This window comes from Methanomassiliicoccales archaeon, assembly GCA_026394375.1.
Taxonomy (GTDB): domain Archaea; phylum Thermoplasmatota; class Thermoplasmata; order Methanomassiliicoccales; family UBA472; genus JAJRAL01.
In genome coordinates, this window is record JAPKYJ010000028.1 from 1 (window position 1) to 16,511 (window position 16,511).

18 protein-coding genes are annotated in these 16,511 nt (G+C 60.3%); 1 reads left to right on the forward strand and 17 read right to left on the reverse strand.

The window, feature by feature from the left end; genetic code table 11:
- From hisF to hisG, 6 genes are all read right to left on the reverse strand, one after another.
- Window positions 1-678: imidazole glycerol phosphate synthase subunit HisF (gene hisF / locus NT137_08655; protein MCX6653401.1), on the reverse strand; the 678-nt coding region annotated here is incomplete at its 3' end.
- Complete coding sequence (locus tag NT137_08660) at window positions 679-1,227, reverse strand: imidazoleglycerol-phosphate dehydratase (protein ID MCX6653402.1); 549 nt, start codon at window positions 1,225-1,227, stop codon at window positions 679-681.
- A complete protein-coding gene (gene hisA / locus NT137_08665; protein ID MCX6653403.1) occupies window positions 1,224-1,934 on the reverse strand; it encodes a 1-(5-phosphoribosyl)-5-[(5-phosphoribosylamino)methylideneamino]imidazole-4-carboxamide isomerase in 711 nt (236 codons plus the stop codon). The genes NT137_08660 and hisA overlap by 4 nt, the downstream gene beginning before the upstream one ends.
- The gene (gene hisH, locus NT137_08670) at window positions 1,931-2,530 is read right to left on the reverse strand and encodes an imidazole glycerol phosphate synthase subunit HisH (protein ID MCX6653404.1); all 600 of its coding nucleotides are present in this window, start codon (window positions 2,528-2,530) and stop codon (window positions 1,931-1,933) included. The genes hisA and hisH overlap by 4 nt, the downstream gene beginning before the upstream one ends.
- On the reverse strand, window positions 2,521-3,570 hold the full coding sequence (gene hisC, locus NT137_08675) for a histidinol-phosphate transaminase (protein ID MCX6653405.1): 1,050 nt from the start codon (window positions 3,568-3,570) through the stop codon (window positions 2,521-2,523). The genes hisH and hisC overlap by 10 nt, the downstream gene beginning before the upstream one ends.
- Before the next feature lie 8 nt (window positions 3,571-3,578).
- The gene (hisG, locus tag NT137_08680) at window positions 3,579-4,442 is read right to left on the reverse strand and encodes an ATP phosphoribosyltransferase (GenBank protein ID MCX6653406.1); all 864 of its coding nucleotides are present in this window, start codon (window positions 4,440-4,442) and stop codon (window positions 3,579-3,581) included.
- Between the two features lie 539 nt (window positions 4,443-4,981).
- On the opposite strand from hisG, the gene NT137_08685 reads away from it, so the two are divergent.
- On the forward strand, window positions 4,982-5,704 hold the full coding sequence (locus NT137_08685) for an aquaporin (protein ID MCX6653407.1): 723 nt from the start codon (window positions 4,982-4,984) through the stop codon (window positions 5,702-5,704).
- Between the two features lie 129 nt (window positions 5,705-5,833).
- Here the strand turns inward: NT137_08685 and NT137_08690 are convergent, their stop codons facing one another.
- The 11 genes from NT137_08690 to NT137_08740 all read right to left on the reverse strand — a co-directional run bounded on the left by NT137_08690 (window position 5,834) and on the right by NT137_08740 (window position 16,508).
- Complete coding sequence (locus NT137_08690; protein MCX6653408.1) at window positions 5,834-6,577, reverse strand: UPF0280 family protein; 744 nt, start codon at window positions 6,575-6,577, stop codon at window positions 5,834-5,836.
- A gap of 116 nt (window positions 6,578-6,693) precedes the next feature.
- Window positions 6,694-6,960: a hypothetical protein gene (locus NT137_08695; GenBank protein MCX6653409.1), complete on the reverse strand. Its 267-nt coding sequence runs from the start codon at window positions 6,958-6,960 to the stop codon at window positions 6,694-6,696.
- A gap of 86 nt (window positions 6,961-7,046) precedes the next feature.
- Complete coding sequence (locus NT137_08700) at window positions 7,047-7,457, reverse strand: 4Fe-4S binding protein (protein ID MCX6653410.1); 411 nt, start codon at window positions 7,455-7,457, stop codon at window positions 7,047-7,049.
- The gene (locus NT137_08705) at window positions 7,457-8,623 is read right to left on the reverse strand and encodes a homocysteine biosynthesis protein (GenBank protein MCX6653411.1); all 1,167 of its coding nucleotides are present in this window, start codon (window positions 8,621-8,623) and stop codon (window positions 7,457-7,459) included. Before NT137_08705 ends, NT137_08700 begins: the two co-directional genes overlap by 1 nt.
- Window positions 8,624-8,684: 61 nt before the next feature.
- Window positions 8,685-9,740 carry an aspartate-semialdehyde dehydrogenase gene (gene asd, locus NT137_08710; protein ID MCX6653412.1) on the reverse strand — a complete coding sequence of 352 codons (1,056 nt, stop codon included), beginning with the start codon at window positions 9,738-9,740 and terminating at the stop codon, window positions 8,685-8,687.
- Window positions 9,741-9,749: 9 nt separating this feature from the next.
- The gene (locus NT137_08715; GenBank protein ID MCX6653413.1) at window positions 9,750-10,826 is read right to left on the reverse strand and encodes a prephenate dehydrogenase/arogenate dehydrogenase family protein; all 1,077 of its coding nucleotides are present in this window, start codon (window positions 10,824-10,826) and stop codon (window positions 9,750-9,752) included.
- Window positions 10,816-11,895: a chorismate synthase gene (gene aroC, locus NT137_08720; protein ID MCX6653414.1), complete on the reverse strand. Its 1,080-nt coding sequence runs from the start codon at window positions 11,893-11,895 to the stop codon at window positions 10,816-10,818. Before aroC ends, NT137_08715 begins: the two co-directional genes overlap by 11 nt.
- On the reverse strand, window positions 11,892-13,160 hold the full coding sequence (aroA, locus tag NT137_08725; protein ID MCX6653415.1) for a 3-phosphoshikimate 1-carboxyvinyltransferase: 1,269 nt from the start codon (window positions 13,158-13,160) through the stop codon (window positions 11,892-11,894). The genes aroC and aroA overlap by 4 nt, the downstream gene beginning before the upstream one ends.
- Before the next feature lie 2 nt (window positions 13,161-13,162).
- The gene (locus NT137_08730) at window positions 13,163-13,999 is read right to left on the reverse strand and encodes a shikimate kinase (protein ID MCX6653416.1); all 837 of its coding nucleotides are present in this window, start codon (window positions 13,997-13,999) and stop codon (window positions 13,163-13,165) included.
- Window positions 14,000-14,004: 5 nt separating this feature from the next.
- Window positions 14,005-15,468, reverse strand: coding sequence for a shikimate dehydrogenase (gene aroE / locus NT137_08735; protein MCX6653417.1), 1,464 nt, complete (start codon window positions 15,466-15,468; stop codon window positions 14,005-14,007).
- The gene (locus NT137_08740; protein MCX6653418.1) at window positions 15,465-16,508 is read right to left on the reverse strand and encodes a 3-dehydroquinate synthase II; all 1,044 of its coding nucleotides are present in this window, start codon (window positions 16,506-16,508) and stop codon (window positions 15,465-15,467) included. Before NT137_08740 ends, aroE begins: the two co-directional genes overlap by 4 nt.
- Window positions 16,509-16,511 lie beyond the last annotated feature (3 nt).

Genomic DNA, 16,511 nt, shown 5'->3' on the forward strand with positions numbered 1-16,511 from the left:
GGAGGCGATGAGAGCGGCATCGGCCTTGCCGGCGGTCAATGCCTCATAGATATGCTCCAGCGTTCCAGCGCCGCCGGAGGCGATGACCGGTATGCTCACACGCTCCGCGACCGCCCGCGTCAGCTCGACATCGTAGCCTTCCTTCGTTCCGTCGGCATCCATGCTGGTGAGCAGTATCTCGCCCGCTCCTAAATCCTGCACCCGTCCGGCCCATTCCACCGCGTCCACCTCGGTTCGCCGTCGACCTCCATGGGTGTACACCTTCCAGGACGTCCCTTCGCGCTTGGCGTCTATGGCGACCACCACGCACTGGCTTCCGAAGTCCTCGGCGCACTCGCTGATGACCTCCGGCCGTTGCACCGCAACGGTGTTCACGGAGACCTTATCCGCTCCGGCGTTCAAGGCGCTGCGCATATCCTCCTTGGACCGGATCCCTCCTCCCACGGTCAAAGGCACGAACAGCCTTTCGGCGGTCTTCTCGACCACATCCATGAGCGTCTTCCTTCCCTCCGCCGAGGCGGAGATGTCCAGGAAGACGATTTCGTCCGCTCCTTGCCTCTCGTACTCGGCGGCCATCTGCGGTGGCTCTCCCACGTCCTGCAGATCGACGAACTTGATCCCCTTGACCGTGGTGCCGTCCTTGACGTCCAGACAGGGAATGATCCTTTTGGTGAGCATCTACTTCTTCCTCACTCTGGGCTGGGCCTTGGTGCTGAGCAGGTCAGCTCGCGGAACCACCGCCTGGCGCAACGCCAGACCGAGCGCCTTCACCGTCGCCTCCACGATGTGGTGCTCGTCGAACCCTCGGACCACCAGCACGTGCAAGGTCATCCCGCTGCTCATGGCGAAGGAGCGCAGGAAGTGTTGATAGAGCACGTCCGGGCAATCGACGTCCACGTAAGGACGGTCAATGAGGTCCAGGGCGACCGTGACCAGAGCATCATCCATTGGCACCGTGGCCGAGGAAATCCTCTCTATCGGCTGCTTGCCTATGGCCTCTCGCATGGCCGTGCCCAGGACGATGGCTACATCCTCAATGAGGTGGTGCTCGTTGTCTCCTTTGGCCTGGAGGACCACGTCGAAAGAGGCATATTTGGTCAGGGACTCGAGCATATGGGTGAGGAACTGATCGTCGACATCCACTCTCGCCGTTCCTTTGCCATCCAGCTCTATCTTCGCCTTTATATCCGTCTCCCTTGTCTTCCTGTTCACTTCCGCAGTCCTCATTTAGACCGCCTCCAGAGCTCCGCCGGGTTCAGCCTGCCGGTGTAGAGCGCGATTCCTGCCACCGCTCCCTCGACGCCGATGCTCTCCAGCAGTCTGACGTCGTCCATAGAGCGAATTCCCCCGGACGCGATGACCGGGTGGGGGCATCTTGCCACGAAGCTACGCACCTCGGTCGGATTTATGCCTTGCGCACGGCCCTCCACGTCCACGTCGGTGTGCAGCACCGCCGCCAGAGGTAAGTCGCGAATGAGATCGAACATAGTATCCAGAGTGATACGGGACGATTCCTGCCATCCTTTCACCTGGATCATGCCCTTGGCCACGTCCAGAGCTAGGACGATTCGGCCCGGGTGATCGTAGGCCACGTCCCTTAGCCAGTTGGCGTCGGTGATGGCCTTGGTGCCCACTATGACCCTGTTCGCCCCCCAATCTAGATACTGGTTGACGGTGGCAGTGGTTCGCACGCCCCCTCCTACCTGGACCGGGACCTTGAGCGTTTCCAGTATTTTCCTGACGAGGGTGAGATTCCCACCTTTTCCCAACGCCCCGTCTAGGTCCACCACGTGTACCATGGGCGCGCCCTGGCGCTCCCAGTCCTTGGCCACCCCTACCGGGTCGGGGAGCACGATCTGCTCCGTTCCAGGTTTGCCTCCGACCAGCTGCACCACCCTTCCTTCGAGGATGTCCACTGCGGGGATAACCCTCATAGGCAGTCCTCCGCGAAGCGCACGAAGTTGCGTAGGAACCTCATCCCCGAATCGGACGATTTCTCAGGGTGGAATTGCGTGCCGTATGCGTTGCCCTTGAGGAACACGCTAGGGAATCTGCCGTAGTAGTCGGTCGTTCCGATGACCACATCCTCCTCCGGTCTTCCGTTATATGAATGGGCGAAATAGAAGTAGGGTGAGTCGATGCCCTCGAAGATCTGGTCCTCGCATTCCACCGAGTTCCAGCCCATGTGCGGGACCCTCTCCGCCCTTAGCCTGGTCACCTGGCCAGCATAGAACCCGAGGCCGGGCATCTTGCCCTCCTCGCTCCCCTGGAACAGTATCTGCGCCCCGATGCAGATCCCTAGGCAAGGGACAGCATCATCCAGTTTCTCCACCAGCCGGTCGCGGATGGGACGGAGCTTCTCCATGGCCTTGTCGAAAGCGCCTACGCCCGGCAGAACGATGCAGTCCGCCTTCAACAACTCGCGCATATCATCGACCACGTAGGGCGAGGCGCCGCAGTTCTCCAACGCCTTGCGGATGGAGTGCAGGTTCCCCACCCCGTAGTCGGCGATGGCCACCCTCACTGGCATTCGCCGAGCACCTCTTTGAGCTTGACCAGGAGCTGAACGTTCATCTCCTTGGTGCCGATGGTGGTGCGCACGCAATCCTCCAGCCGACGCTTGCTGCCGAAGTCCCGTATCATGACCCCTTTCTCAGCGAGCTTCTCCACCAGCGACGAGGATCGGATGGGGCTCTTGAACAGGATGAAGTTCGCCTCCGACGGAAATGCCTTCAGTCCGAGCTTCTTCAGCCCCGACTGGAGCTGCTTGCGTCCTTGGTTCACGACGCGAACGCTCTCCCGCACGAACTCCTGGTGCTGGAGCGCTCTTATCGCCACCCGCTCCGAGACGCGGTTGAGCGAATAGGGTATCTTCACCCGCTGCATGACGTTCGCCAGATCCTTGCCTGCCACCGCATAGCCGATCCTCATGCCTGCCAGGGCATAGGCCTTGGAGAATGTCCTGGTGACGACGAGGTTGTCGAATCTCTCCACGTCAGGAATGAACGATTCGCCAGAGAACTCCCCGTAGGCCTCATCAACCACCACCGGTCCTTCCCGTTCCTCGAGTATCCGCTCCACGTCCTTGCGCCGGAACAGGTTGGAGGTAGGGTTGTTCGGAGTGCATAGGATCACGATCTTGCCCTTCGCCCGGCATATGGCGTCCACGTCCAATTGGAAATCATCGGTCAGGTCCACCATGGACACGCAGCCGCAGTTGACCTTGACGAAGTAGCCGTGCAGCGAGTACGAGGGATAGGGCATGACGACCGTCTCGCCCGGCTCCATGAACGATTTGAAGATGATGTCCAGGGCTTCGTCGGAACCGTTGCCGACCACGAAGTTGTCCGGATCAAGGCGATAGAGATCGGCCAGCGCCTCTCTCAATCCGTCCGAGTAGGGCGAAGGGTATTGGTTCAGGTCCATGTCCGCGCATTCCCGGAGGGCCTCCTTGACCGCTGGATTCGCGCCCAGGGAATTGGTGGAGGTGTCCATGCGGATGCCCGAGACCTGGGGGTTGTAGTACAGCGGGATGTCCCGGATGGTGCTCCTCTGCCATTCTTTCTTCATGCCACCACCTAGGGAACCATTCTGTCGATGGGGACGATCAATATGCCGCTCGCACCCAGGCGCTTCAATTTGGCTATGGCGTCATAGGCACTGTCTTTCTCGATGACCACGTGGATGGCGACCACATCATCCCGACCCATGATGTTCATAATCGTCGGCCCGGCAATGCCAGGAAAGTGCTTGCGCACCGCTTCCAGGGACTTGACCGGCACATCGGCCATGAGGTAGCGTTTGTTGGCCGCGTTCTCCACGCTTTCGATGGCGGCCACCAGCTCCTCTATTTCGTCCTTCTTCTTCTTGAACGCCTTCTCATTGGTGATCATGACCGCGTTGGACTTGGCGATGATGGCGATCTCCTTGAGGTGATTGACCTTCAAGGTGGAACCGGAGGAAACCAGGTCGACGATGAGGTCCGCCACCCCTAGGTGCGGCGTGACCTCCGCCGCTCCGGAAATGGTGGTGATCTTGATTCTCTTTCCTGCCTTGGCGAAGAACTTGCGCGTGACGTTGGGGAACGAGGTCGCTACCACTGAGCCATCCTTCACGTCATCCACGGTGACGATGCCCGAGCTTTCCGGCGCCGCCACCGACAAGCGGCAATGCCCGAAGTTGAGGTCGTGGAGAGTTTTGACGTCCAATCCAGCCTCGAGCACCAGGTCCTTGCCGGTGATACCCACGTCCACCGCGCCCATGGAGACGAAGTTGACGATGTCCTGGGCCCGGACGAACATGACCGCGAAGTCCCGCTTCTTCACAGCCGCGAACAACTTGCGTTCGTCCGAGTCCTCGATCTCGAGGCCGGCCTGTTTCAGCAGCTGGACCGAGCTCTCGCTCAGCCTTCCCTTGTTCGGCACGGCCAATCGCAATGTCACTTGCTCACCTGTAGCACTGGATACGAGAAAGAAGAATGCATACTTAAGAATGACTGAGATGGCCCGAGGCTGGCGTTCCGGTCCTGGCGGCGAGAGTTCCGCTCCATTCCATTCTCAAGGTATCTGAGCCAAGGGACTGCAAGGTACTGCCTTCCGGGCGAATGCGATGAAATGCTCCATAGAATCGAGCCCAGATCCCCCGAAGTCCCAGAACGTGTGGCGAGACCGTTCCATCCAGTCGCGTAACAGAGGCGCGGTCTTTCGCATCCTTGCGTCATGGCGTTCTTTCATGGCATCCCACTCCCCAAGGAGTGCGAAGTTGCATTCCCATTTGATGAGGGGGGGGGGGAGTGTAGTTTATTATTAGAGTCAATCACTAACTATTTAATTCTAAAATCAAATTGTGCCCGAAGAGATGGTTTCAGGGGGAACCACCCGATGGGCAGGGAGGGCTGCGATTGAAGACGAGGATCTTGCTGATGGATGCCTATTGCCGAATGACCAAGAAGGCCGCCTGATTCCGTTGGGGGAATAGCAACATGTTGCCAACACTTGGGAGAAGGGCATTGGCGGAGTTCCTGGGAACGATGACATTGATAATCGCCGCCATAGGCTCGTGCATCCTTCCGGTGCAGGTCTTCCATGTTGAGGCCGGATTGGCGGTCCTCATGAACGCGATGGCGGTGGCATTCGTTCTGTTCGCTGTCATAGAGGCTTTCGGGCCGGTGTCCGGTGCGCATTTCAATCCCGCGGTCACCGTCGCCATGGTGGTGTCCGAGAAGATGAGAAAGAAGGATGCGGCGGTTTACATCGGAGCGCAGTTCTCAGGCGGGTTCGTAGGGCTGCTGCTCACCCACTTGATGTACTACGATACCGTGCAACAACTCCTGGTGGTATCGGAGAACACCAAGGGGCCGTTCGTGGTCATAACGGAAGCGTTGGCTGCATTCCTGCTTCTTGCTGTGATCTACGGCTGCGTCAGGGGAAGGTCAAAAATGACGAGCCTTTCTGTGGGCCTGCTGGTCGGAGGACTCCTGATCACCACCTCGAGCACCATGTTCGCGAACCCGGTGGTGACGTTCTGTCGGATGTTCACCTACGCTTTCTGCGGGATCGCGCCGTCGAGCGGGGTACTCTTCATGATCGCCGAATTCTCTGGTGCACTGGTCGCCGTGGCGGCTATGTCGTATCTCTATCCAAAGAAACTTGTGGAGAAATGCAATCCGTATGACTGCCCGCCAAGGCCTGTGGAGCTTACCTGAGCAACCTGCAGCCTGATCCGAAATGCAGAGACGTGCGCGAAGAACCCATCAGCAGATACGTCTCGCCGTTCTTGAGGTGGCGGGTCGGGCCAGAAAGTATCATGGTATCGGTGAGCGCCGAGAACGGGCTCAACCGAATTCCCGCCTAGCCACCGATTCCTTTGAGTTTCCGATCCTCACTAGTTTGGGAACGGACCCTTTGAAGGCCATCCTCTCCCCCACGATGACCAACGCTCCTTCCACACCTTCGATGTTCATGATCTCATCCAGCGCCTTGCGCACCGTCTCCTCATCGTCGGAGGTTATCAGGTTCCCGAGCCGCGTGGCGCATGCATCCGCCAGGGCCACATCCTTGGACACGACCGTGGCCGCATCGGCCATGCCGAACGAGATCGATGGTCCGACCGTTTTCGAGGAAGTGCAGATGCCTTGGATATTCGGCGAGGGAATGCAGTGCAGTCCCAATCCCGCGAATCGGGAGTTGAGGGTGAAGATGCCCACGTCGATCGGCTCGGAAAGTAACATGGCGATGTCGCCTCCGTTGTCCACAACCGTCTGTCTTGCGCCCGCCTGCATCATGGCCTTGACGGCCTCCTCGGCCACCACTCCGGCGACCGTGGCCATCGGTCCGACGTTCGCCTTCCGGGCCGCGTCGCACATGTGCTTGATGATGGGGTGCGCGTCATCTGGCTCCTGGTAAGGTTCGAGCGCGTCCTGGAACAGGGGGTTGAAGGCGATGAAGCGCTCGATGACCTCCCTGGTATCGAAGATGGAATTGTCCGCGAGACTCATGAACCGCTCCTGAGCGAGGATGGTGACCGCCGTCTCCCGATACTCGAAATGCCTCCTTACGATCGGTTCGGGATCGTCCAACAGTAGCGCGTCTCCTAGATATCCAGCTGAGAAATGTATCCAGGGAGGCTTAGAACTTCCCTAGGATGATCGAACGAAGAGCAGAAAAGCAGAAGGCCGTTGACATCCGGCCGAGCTCAGATGCCTTTCAGCTTGCGCTTTTTCAACGTCATGAGCAACATCGCGGTCAGGAAGCCCGCGACCACGATTATGCCGCCCAGCGCCACCACGAGGCCGCCCTCGCTTCCGGGGCTGGTGTGGTTGCCTTCACCTGCTGCAGCCCCTTCCTCGACCACGAGCTGCGGGACGTTCACCTGAGTCGAGGAGGCGGATGCCCCGGCCTGCAGGGCCATGCCCGAGAACATGATGAAAGCCATGGTGACAGCGAAAGCCAACTTTTTCATTTCCTCACCTTTGCCTTTCGGTAGCGACGCTTCTAGCGCCGGCGGTCGGCTAATCGCTTGAATCCATAAATACCTTGCTTGGCGGCTCACGATTGAGCACGGAGCTTGATGGCCCCCGGTGGACAGGCATCGATGCACATGCCGCATGCGATGCACTTCTCGTTGAGGAAGACCACCTTCCAAGTGGCCTTGTCCACCTGGTAGGCGGACACTGGGCAGATGGAAATGCACATGCCGCAGTTGGTGCACCGAACATCGTCTTTGCGGATGAACTCCTTGAGCTCTTGCACCTGGACGCCAGCTTCCTCGAGATACTTGACCGCTCTCTGGATCTGCGGCCCGCTGCCTTCCAGCGCCAGCATGAGGCGGCCGCCCATCTCATCGATCTCCGCCCGAAGGATGTTGATCACCAGGTCGAAGTCCTTCACCAGACGGAAGGTGATCGGCTCGCTCACCAGATCAGGGGTGAAGGTTATCAGGAACTTCTTCACCGGCATCACTCCACCTCCTCTTTGGCATGTAGGTCGAGCTGAAGCTGCGCTCGCTCCTCTGGAAGACTGGCGACCTTCTCCGTCAAACAGAACTCGCCCTTGATGATCTCCTTCTTAAGCGTCTCGGCGATGAGCTTCGCCTTCTGGTAGGATGAGATGGAGGAGGTCCTAACTCCTTTTCCGTTGATATCGATGTGCCCGGAACGGAGCTCGGCGTAGCTGACCTGTCGGATGGCCTTCTTGTTCCTGGACTGGACCGAATAGTCCAGCACGGGCGCGAATATCTGATCGTCCCGAATGCACACTCCCTTCATCACCTCCTCATCGAGGATGGGGATGGGCACGCCGATGCCGACGCCCAACGAGACCCCGTACTTGTGGAACGTCAGGGCTCTCACGAACTCGCTGGACATCTGCTTCAGATCGCCTATGACCGCCAGGGTGCGCGACGAACCGGTAGGGACCCCATGGCTCATCTCCGCATTCGTCTTGAACTGCGTGCCTTCCCAGGCGACATAGCCCTGGGCACCGCCCAGGAAGATCCTGGTGCCGATGCCGATGGTGCGCAGCTTGGGGTCGTTCAGGAGCGGAGAGAGCTGGCCTGCCGACGAGTAGGTGGCGTTGCCGTAGCGGGGCAGCAACTTGCCCATGTAGGTGTACAGCGTCCTCTCGGAGGAGTTGGTCGCCACGCCATAGTTCTGGTAGGCGTTGCGGGGATTGTACATGTAAGCTTGGTTGATGGTCTTGAGCGAGATCCAGGTATCGATCTCCCGCCGAGGATAGCAGTCCGTGCCATAGGACGAGGCGCGCAGATGCACGCCCTTCCCGGCGATGAGGTCCTCGATCACGTGGGCGCCGCCATAATCGATGCTGCCATCCTCTCTTGGCTCCGAGGCGCCGAGGTAGGCGTCCACCGCCGCCAGTCCTCCGTACGCGGGAACGCCATTCAGCCAGACCTTGATCATCTTCATTGGCGGTTCGGAATGTCCGAAATTGAGGAAAGCTCCCGAGGAACACATGGCTCCGAAGGTCCCGGTCGTGACCACGTCCACCTCTTTCGTGGCCTTCTCCACGCCCTCGCGCTCGACGACCTCGATGATCTCCTCCGCCGTCAGGACCACCGCGTCGCCCTTCCTGATCTTATCGTTTATCTCCTCATAGCTGCGCTTCATGTGTTCACCTCAGGGTTTCCAGATGACATGGATTCGTGATGGTCAAAGGTCATCCTTCAACTCACTTCAGTATCCCTTTGGCGTAGGCGAGCTCGGCATTGAGCACCGAGCCGCCAGCTCCGCCCCGGATGGTGTTGTGGGAGATAAGGAACAGCTTGAGGTATTTATCCTTCTTTCGCACCCTTCCCACGGTGACGGCCATACCTTTGGCCCTGGATGGTTCGCCGGCGTTCACATCCCAGTGGGGCTGCGGCCGGTCCGGCTCATCTCGCACGATGATAGGTTCCCTGGGAGCGGTCGGTAGTTTGAGCTTCTGCGGTTCCGCGCGGAACTGGCGCATGACATTGATCGCTTCTTCTGGAACGCAATCCTTCTTCGTGCGGACGACCACCGACTCCAGATGGCCGTCGATGACCGGTACCCTAACGCAGGAAGCGAGCATATCGAAGTCGGCGTTGCGCACCTTTCCGCCTCTCAGGGTGCCGAGCATCTTGAGGATCTCTTCCTCCATCTTCTCCTCCTCGTTCTTGATGTATGGCACCACGTTCCCCAAGATGTCCAGCGACGGCACCCCCGGGTATCCTGCACCGGAGACCGCCTGGTAGGTGGAGACGACCACCTGCTCCAGACCGAACGCGTCCTGCAACGCTTTTAGCGGAGGAGCGAGGCCGGTGGTGGAGCAGTTGGCATTGGTGACGATGAAGCCGCCCTTGGCGAAGGTGCTCTGCTTCTTGATCAGGTCCAGATGCTCCGGGTTGACCTCGGGTATCAGCAATGGAACATCATCGCGCATGCGATGCGAGGCGGCGTTCGAGAACACCGCCACCCCCGCCTCCGCCAGCGAGGATTCGTAGTCCTTGGCGATGTCCGAAGGCAGTCCTGAGAACGCCAGGCGGCAGTTCTTGGCGATCTTCCTCACGTCGATCTGCTCCACCTTGCGTTCCATGGTGGCCGAGGAGAACTGGAAATCTTTGAGCTTGTTGACCTCGCGCAGCCTCCTGCCCTCCGATCGTTCCGAGGCGTAGAGCCCCTCGATCTCGAAGTAGGGGTGCCCTTCCAACAGCTGCACGAACCTCTGGCCGATCATTCCAGTGGCGCCCAGCACGGCTACCTGCATGCGCTTCAATCACTCGCCTCCGAAGTACTGTCGTCCTTGCTCCATCACTTTCACGAAGTGCTCGCTCTCTTGCTCCGTGGCCGCTTGGCGCACCTCTTCCACAGATTGCACCAGCAGATCGAGCACCTCCTGAGTGTGCGGGTTGACATGCTGTATCTCATAGTAAAGCTCCGGGTTCTCCGAGGCCACCGCCTTGGCGGTGCATTCCTGCTTGGAGAATGTGGTGGACGAGAGCGCGCTCAGCTCCCGGTAGGAGCGCCCGCTCTTGGCCAGGGCAGCGAAGAAGGCGATGTTGATGGCGTGGCTCAGTCCCAGCACATAGGCCATGATGGCATCGTGCTCCTCCACCTTGATCTCTCGCAGATTCGCTCCCGTGCTTTCGAAAAGCGCCTTGGTCTCTTTGAGCCCGGCCTTCGACCCGCAGTCGCAGAAGACGATGTTCTTCTCCAGGAGCATGTGGGTATCGGGACCGAACATGGGATGCACGCTGCACACCTTGACCCCCTTCTGCGCCGCCTTCTTGAGCAGCGGCAGCAGGGGGGCTTTGATGGAAGTGACGTCGAACACCACTCCCTTGGGCTTCAGGGATAGCACCCGCTCCAGCATATCTGGCGTTCGACCGATGGGCGTGGCGATGACGATCACGTCCGCTCCGCTCACGGCCCGTCGCAGATCGTTCTCGAATGGAAAACGGGTACTGGAGGCTATGTCGTGCACCATCACCTTGTGCCCCCGTTCGGCAAAGAACTTGCATAGCCAGTTGCCCATCTTCCCCGAGCCGCCGATGACGGTGATTCTTTTGGCCTCTGGAGCTTTTGGGATGCGCATCTGCGCGTCCACCGATTCGTGAATGAGGAGCATGGCGATCCTCTTGGCCGCGCCCTCGCTGATCTCCGCTTCCTTGGCCCGGGAGACGAAGCGGGCGATGACCTGGTCTTCCACTCGGACGTTCCTGATGGGCATGGACCTGCCCACTTTGAACTGCCCCATCTGTTTGGCCAAATGCATCCTCTGGCCAATGAGGTCCAGGATATGGTTGTCCACCTCTTCGATGCGCCACCGGATGGCGTCCACGTTATCGGGCAATGAAACCACCTCTCATGCACAGGTCTGCGATCACCAGCGCCGAGGCCGCCTCCACCACCACCACCGCCCGGGGCACGATGCATGGGTCGTGCCTGCCTTCGATGCGCAGGGTGGCGTTCTCCATCTTGGAGAGGTCGACGCTCTTCTGCTCTTGGGATATCGAGGCCGTGGGTTTAAAGGCCACCTTGAAGTCCAGGGGCATGCCGTTGGACATTCCTCCCAGGACTCCTCCTGCGTTATTGGTGGTCGTAACCACCTTTCCCTCCGATACCTGGAAGGGGTCGTTGTGCTGGGAACCTCTCATCCCGGCCGCTCGGAAGCCGGCCCCGAACTCGACGCCCTTGACCGCGGGGATGGCGAAGAGCATCTTGGCCAGCTCCCCATCCAAAGCATCGAAGAAAGGCTCCCCCACTCCCACTGGAAGTCCGATGCATAGGCATCGCACCACTCCGCCCACGCTATCGTTCTCCGCCTTGGCCTTGAGGATCTCCTTCTCCATGAGCGTGGCCATCTTGGATGATGCCGCTCGGACCGAGAACTTGCGTGGGTTCTGCTGGACCTCGGGGAACGGATGCTCGTCTGGATCCACCACGCTCCCGATCGCCTGCGAATAGGCCGCCAGCTTGATCCCCTTCGTATCCAGCAGTGCCTTGGCGATGGCGCCGGCGGCCACGATGGGCGCGGTCATCCGGCCGGAGAACTGCCCCCCGCCACGGATGTCGTGGGCCTCGCCATATTTGATCTGAGCGGGATAGTCCGCATGCCCGGGACGGGGCACGGTGCGGAACCTCTCATATTTGGAGGAATCCGTGTCCAGATTCGCTATGAAGAGCTGGATCGGTCCGCTGGTGGTGAGGTCGTTGACGATGCCAGACTGGACCTGGACCCGGTCCTCTTCCGTTCGAGCCGTCCCGATGCCCTTGCTTGGCCGGCGGAGGTCCATCTCCTTCTGGATCATCTCTTGAGAGATCATCAGACCGGCCGGGCAACCGTCCAGAACACAGCCCACGCCTGGACCGTGGCTTGATCCGGAGAGGGTGAGCTTGAGCGCGGTACCGATGCTGTTCACGGTAGCATCTCCATCTTGGCTCCCAGGGCGAGCATGTCCTCCAGGAACCGGGGATAGGATATGTTATAGCACAAACCATGGCTGATGACGGTCGGGCCCTGGGCCACCAGACCGGCCACCGCCGCGGCCATGAGTATTCGGTGATCGTCGAGCGAATCGACCTCTCCGCCCTTTAGAACGGTAGGTCCCTTGATGATGCAGCCATCGCTCTTCTCCTGCACCTCTGCCCCCATGACCTTGAGGAAGTCGGTGGTGGAGCGGATGCGGTCGCTCTCCTTCAGTCGGACATGCTCGGCATTCTTGATGACCGTCGTGCCTTTGGCTTGAGAGCCAAGCACCGCCACGATAGGGAAGAGGTCCGGGGCGTTCGCCAGGTCCACATCCGTCCCCTTCAGCATCCCGGGCAGGGCGCGCACGCTGGACGAGCCGCGCATCACCTGGCATCCGAAATCCTCCAGGATGTCCATTATGGCCATGTCTCCCTGGCGATCCTGGGGGTCCAGTCCGCTGACGACCACGCCGTCGCTCAGGGCCCCGGCCACCAACGGGAAAGCGGCCGATGAGTAGTCGCCTGGAACCTTGTAGGTGCGCGGTTCATATCGCTGCTTGCCAGGCACGTGGAAGCCTTCATCGGTCATTTCCACCTCCGCCCCGAACTCGCGCATCATGCCCATGGTTATCTCCACGTAAGGCCGCGATTTCAGCGGCGTGGTAAGGATGACCTCCGTATCCACTTCCTTCAACGGCGAACTGAGAAGCAGGGAGGAGATGAACTGCGAGCTCACGTCTCCCTTGATGTGGGTGATCGTCCCCCGGTTCGGACCTCTAACAACGAGTGGTGCCAGTCCGTTTCCCCGGGTGGAGAAGCTCTCCACGCCCATCTCCTTCAATGCCTCAATGAGAGGCTGCATTGGCCTTCTTCGAACGGAGGCATCCCCGGTCAGGACCGTATGGCAAGAGAGAAGGGAAGCGATCCCGGCCATGAGGCGGATGGTGGTGCCGGAGTTGTCGGCGTTCACCACGTCCTCCGGGCAGCTCAGCCGTCCTCCGTCCACGACCACCATGTCGCCGTTGACGGTGGTGCGCGCGCCGAACATCTGCACGGCGCGATAGGTAGCAAGAGTATCGCCGCTCAGCAGAACGTTCCTTAGCGTGGAACGGCCGTCGGCCAGCAACCCGAGCGCCAAGGCGCGGTGCGAGTAGCTCTTAGATGGTGATGCTTGGACCGTGCCGGTGATGGTGGAAGGCGTGACCTTGAGTCTCATTCCTATTCCTCACCGTTGTAGATGTCCGCCAGGATGAAATCCTTTCCCCCTAGGGCCTCGACGACCGCCTTCACTCGGCGCTCCTTGACCAGGATGGCCGTGGCCGGTCCCGTTCCAGACAGTCCTGCGGCCACCGCGCCTTGCTGCATGGCATCCACCGTCATCCTTGGGTCCAGCGAGAGTGCTGCCGAATAGGCCAGGGAGTTGATGATCATGGCCTCCGGCCACCTGCCCACCAGCACTTTCTGGTAAGCGATGTCGATTATGGGGGACAGGAGGCGCATGCGTTCCAAGGGCAGGCCGCTCTTGCGTATCTGTGAATGTGGCACATGGATGATGACTCGCAGGTCCTCAGGCATGGCCGTGCGCTTGACGATCTGATCGCAGTGGTTGTCCGTGACCACCAGGCCACCGAGCATGGAAGCGCAGGCATCGTCGAAAGCTCCAGTCACGGAGACCCCGGCCTCGATGGCGCACCTCGTGCCCAAGCGCACCGCCTCCACGGTATCCATCTCGACATCCAGTGCTTGCAGCGTTGCCATGATCATGGCGTTCGCCGCGGCACTACTGCTCTTCAATCCTCGAGACACTGGTATCTCCGATGAAGTGATCACCTTGGCGCCCAGACCCCGGTTAGGAGCGTGCCGGTCCAGGACGCTTCGGATACATAGCCTGGCGAGCATGTCATCCTCGTCCTTCAGGCCGTGCAGCTCCGCCACCACCTTGCCCGAGGAGTTGAGCTCCACCGTGGCCTTGGTCTCCAGACCGATGCCGAAGGCCGCTCCCTTCCCCGTGGCGATGGCGTTGATGACCGTCGCCGCCCCGTGCGCGATCGCCACTCCCTTCAAGAGAGCGACCTCCTGAGCGCCGCCATCATCACGTCCACTGGAGCTTCCTTCCCAGTCCAGAGTTCGAAGGCCTTGGCTGCCTGGTGCACCAGCATCTGCTCGCCGTTTCGGGTGTTCGCTCCTCTCTTTTCCGCCTCTTCCAAGAACTTGGTGCGAGGGGGATTGTAGATGGCGTCCACGACGAACTGTCCGGGCCGGAAGATCTCTGCGCCGATCGACAGCGCCTCTGGATATCCGGTCATCCCCAAGGGGGTGCAGTTCATCAAGATGTCGAAGTGCATTTTCGGGGCCTGGTCCAGTTCCATCGTCTGCGCCTGGAATTCCTTGGCCAGGGTCGCTGCCCGGCTCATGGTGCGATTGGTGATGTGGACGGAAGCGCCACCCTCCGACAAAGCGGCGCAACAGGCTCTGGAAGCTCCACCTGCACCCACCACCAGCGCCTTCCTTCCTTTGATTTCGACCTTGGCCAGCTCCAGGGTCTTGGCCACGCCGTAGACGTCGGTGTTGGTGCCTCTCAGCTCGTCGTTCTCGATGACGACGGTGTTCACCGCCTTGACCTTCTTGGCCACTTCATCCAATGAGTCCAGCAGAGGGATGATCGTTTCTTTGTAGGGGATTGTGACGTTGAAGCCTCGCATCTCCAGTTCCAGGGCCAGTTCGATAAGCGTCTCCAGCTCATCCAGCCTCGTCTCCAGTTTGAAGTAGCGTCCCGGTACCGACAGATGCTCGAAAGCGGCATTGTGCATGAGCGCCGAGCGCGAGTGCGAAAGCGACGCGCCCACCACTCCCACCACCACCTTTTCGCCCATCAGGCGCTTCATCGTCATCAGGTCCAGCTGGCCCGGGGCCGCTTCCTTGCCTGGTTCTAATGCCGCGTAGGCGAGGGCACATCCCATGCGATCGGCGCAGACGCGAGTGATCTCCCCCATCGGTCCCATGCCCATGAGCGCGAACTCCCTGCCCGCGGCGGAAAAGGTCTTGCCGGCTTGCACGAGGTTCAGCACATCACTGACGGAGCTGACCATGTAGGCCGCTTTGGCCACGTCCGCTCGCGCCACCTCCTTCACCAGCGTTTCCACCATGCTCGATGCGGACGGCGTTCGTTCCAGATCGTGGTGGGAAGCGATGATGCTCGCTCCCTCGAACGTCTCGTACGCCTTGAAGAGCAGCTCGGAATCGTCCTCCAGATCGATGTACTTGAATCCAACCTGGATGGCCTTTCGCAGGAAGGCTGTCCGGTCAGCTTCGCTGCCGGTGTACTTCCCTCCCTGGGCCGAGGCGCGCAGGGTGGCGATCTTGGGAACGTCGATGGACGTGAACTCCGACAGCTCCGTAGGCAGCTCGTCCATCAGGTCGAAGCGCACCTCTATCAGTTCCGCTCCCTTCTCGACCGCGGACCTGGCCGCTGCGAGCGCCGACCCAAGCGTCAGCTCGTTGATGGAAACGCAGATGCGCGTCATGTCTCGGTGATCGTCTCCGTTATCGCTCGCCCGAAGTGCCTTCCCCCTTCCTCCAGCCGGACCAAGACCTCTTGGCCCACCTTGAGGTCGGAGATGGAGACGGGACCGCTGGGCGTGCACAGCCGGATAGTCTCCGCGTTCTGCAATATGGTGCTGAACCTGCGCTCTGCGACCTGCGCCTCGAGCAGCAGCAGCGGTCGGCGCTCGGTCTTGCTTCTCCCGATGACCACCGCGCGGCTGTTGCCTTGAGCATCGGTCGCCAAGGCCTCCTCCCCGCTCCTCATCTCTGAGAGGTACTTGGTCTTGCCGTCGGGCGTGAGGACGTAGGCGTGGACCGCACCCGCGTTCACGCGGAACGGCCGGGCGGCCACATATTCGCTCTCCACGCTCTCAGAGCATACCAGGAATAGACAGGCGGACTGCGAACCGATCAGCATGCCCTCGCCCACCTTCATCAGCGAGCAGGTGTCCAAGCAGACACGGTCGCCTATGGCCAGCGGCAAGATCCTCGTCACCTTCGCCGGGACGAGATCGATCTTGGGCAATGGTCTGGAGGCGAGCAGATGATATTCTTTGAGCTGGGATGGCGTATCCGCCTCTAGCACGAGACCGTCCACCCCCACTTCCAGAGTCTCCAGGAACAGCTTGGCCTCCTGGACGCTGGTGGCGACGGCCAGGACCTTGGTCCTGGACCGCTGCAGATCGGCGATGAGATTCTCTAGAGGAATGACCTTCCAATCCTGGGCGGAGATGACCACCGCATCCACCTTGTCTTTGAACGAAGCGGCCTTGTCCACATCCGCCGGCGAGCGGACTTCCACCCATTGCGCCACCTTCCTCTGATCCAGGAAGAGGGAATCCCCCTTCCTCACCAGGGCGTCGTAGCGACCAAGGCGGGTCAGCTCCTTATCCTCTTCTCTGATGATGATCTCCACGTAGCCAGACTCCAGAGCGGTGGCCACGAGGTGCTTGCGCTCCTCGTAGCTTGGCAGATGGTCCGCCCTGATCCAGATGAGCTTCCCTCTCTCCTTGCCGCTCATGGC

What these genes read in the sequence shown, in the direction of transcription:
- NT137_08740 (MCX6653418.1), bottom strand. Translation starts at nt 16,508, where the DNA reads ATGAGCGGCAAGGAGAGAGGGAAGCTCATCTGGATCAGGGCGGACCAT.
- aroA (MCX6653415.1), bottom strand. Translation starts at nt 13,160, where the DNA reads ATGAGACTCAAGGTCACGCCTTCCACCATCACCGGCACGGTCCAAGCA.
- hisH (MCX6653404.1), bottom strand. Translation starts at nt 2,530, where the DNA reads ATGCCAGTGAGGGTGGCCATCGCCGACTACGGGGTGGGGAACCTGCAC.
- NT137_08700 (MCX6653410.1), bottom strand. Translation starts at nt 7,457, where the DNA reads ATGCCGGTGAAGAAGTTCCTGATAACCTTCACCCCTGATCTGGTGAGC.
- NT137_08695 (MCX6653409.1), bottom strand. Translation starts at nt 6,960, where the DNA reads ATGAAAAAGTTGGCTTTCGCTGTCACCATGGCTTTCATCATGTTCTCG.
- hisA (MCX6653403.1), bottom strand. Translation starts at nt 1,934, where the DNA reads ATGAGGGTTATCCCCGCAGTGGACATCCTCGAAGGAAGGGTGGTGCAG.
- asd (MCX6653412.1), bottom strand. Translation starts at nt 9,740, where the DNA reads ATGCAGGTAGCCGTGCTGGGCGCCACTGGAATGATCGGCCAGAGGTTC.
- aroE (MCX6653417.1), bottom strand. Translation starts at nt 15,468, where the DNA reads ATGACGCGCATCTGCGTTTCCATCAACGAGCTGACGCTTGGGTCGGCG.
- NT137_08705 (MCX6653411.1), bottom strand. Translation starts at nt 8,623, where the DNA reads ATGAAGCGCAGCTATGAGGAGATAAACGATAAGATCAGGAAGGGCGAC.
- NT137_08660 (MCX6653402.1), bottom strand. Translation starts at nt 1,227, where the DNA reads ATGAGGACTGCGGAAGTGAACAGGAAGACAAGGGAGACGGATATAAAG.
- hisC (MCX6653405.1), bottom strand. Translation starts at nt 3,570, where the DNA reads ATGAAGAAAGAATGGCAGAGGAGCACCATCCGGGACATCCCGCTGTAC.
- NT137_08685 (MCX6653407.1), top strand. Translation starts at nt 4,982, where the DNA reads ATGTTGCCAACACTTGGGAGAAGGGCATTGGCGGAGTTCCTGGGAACG.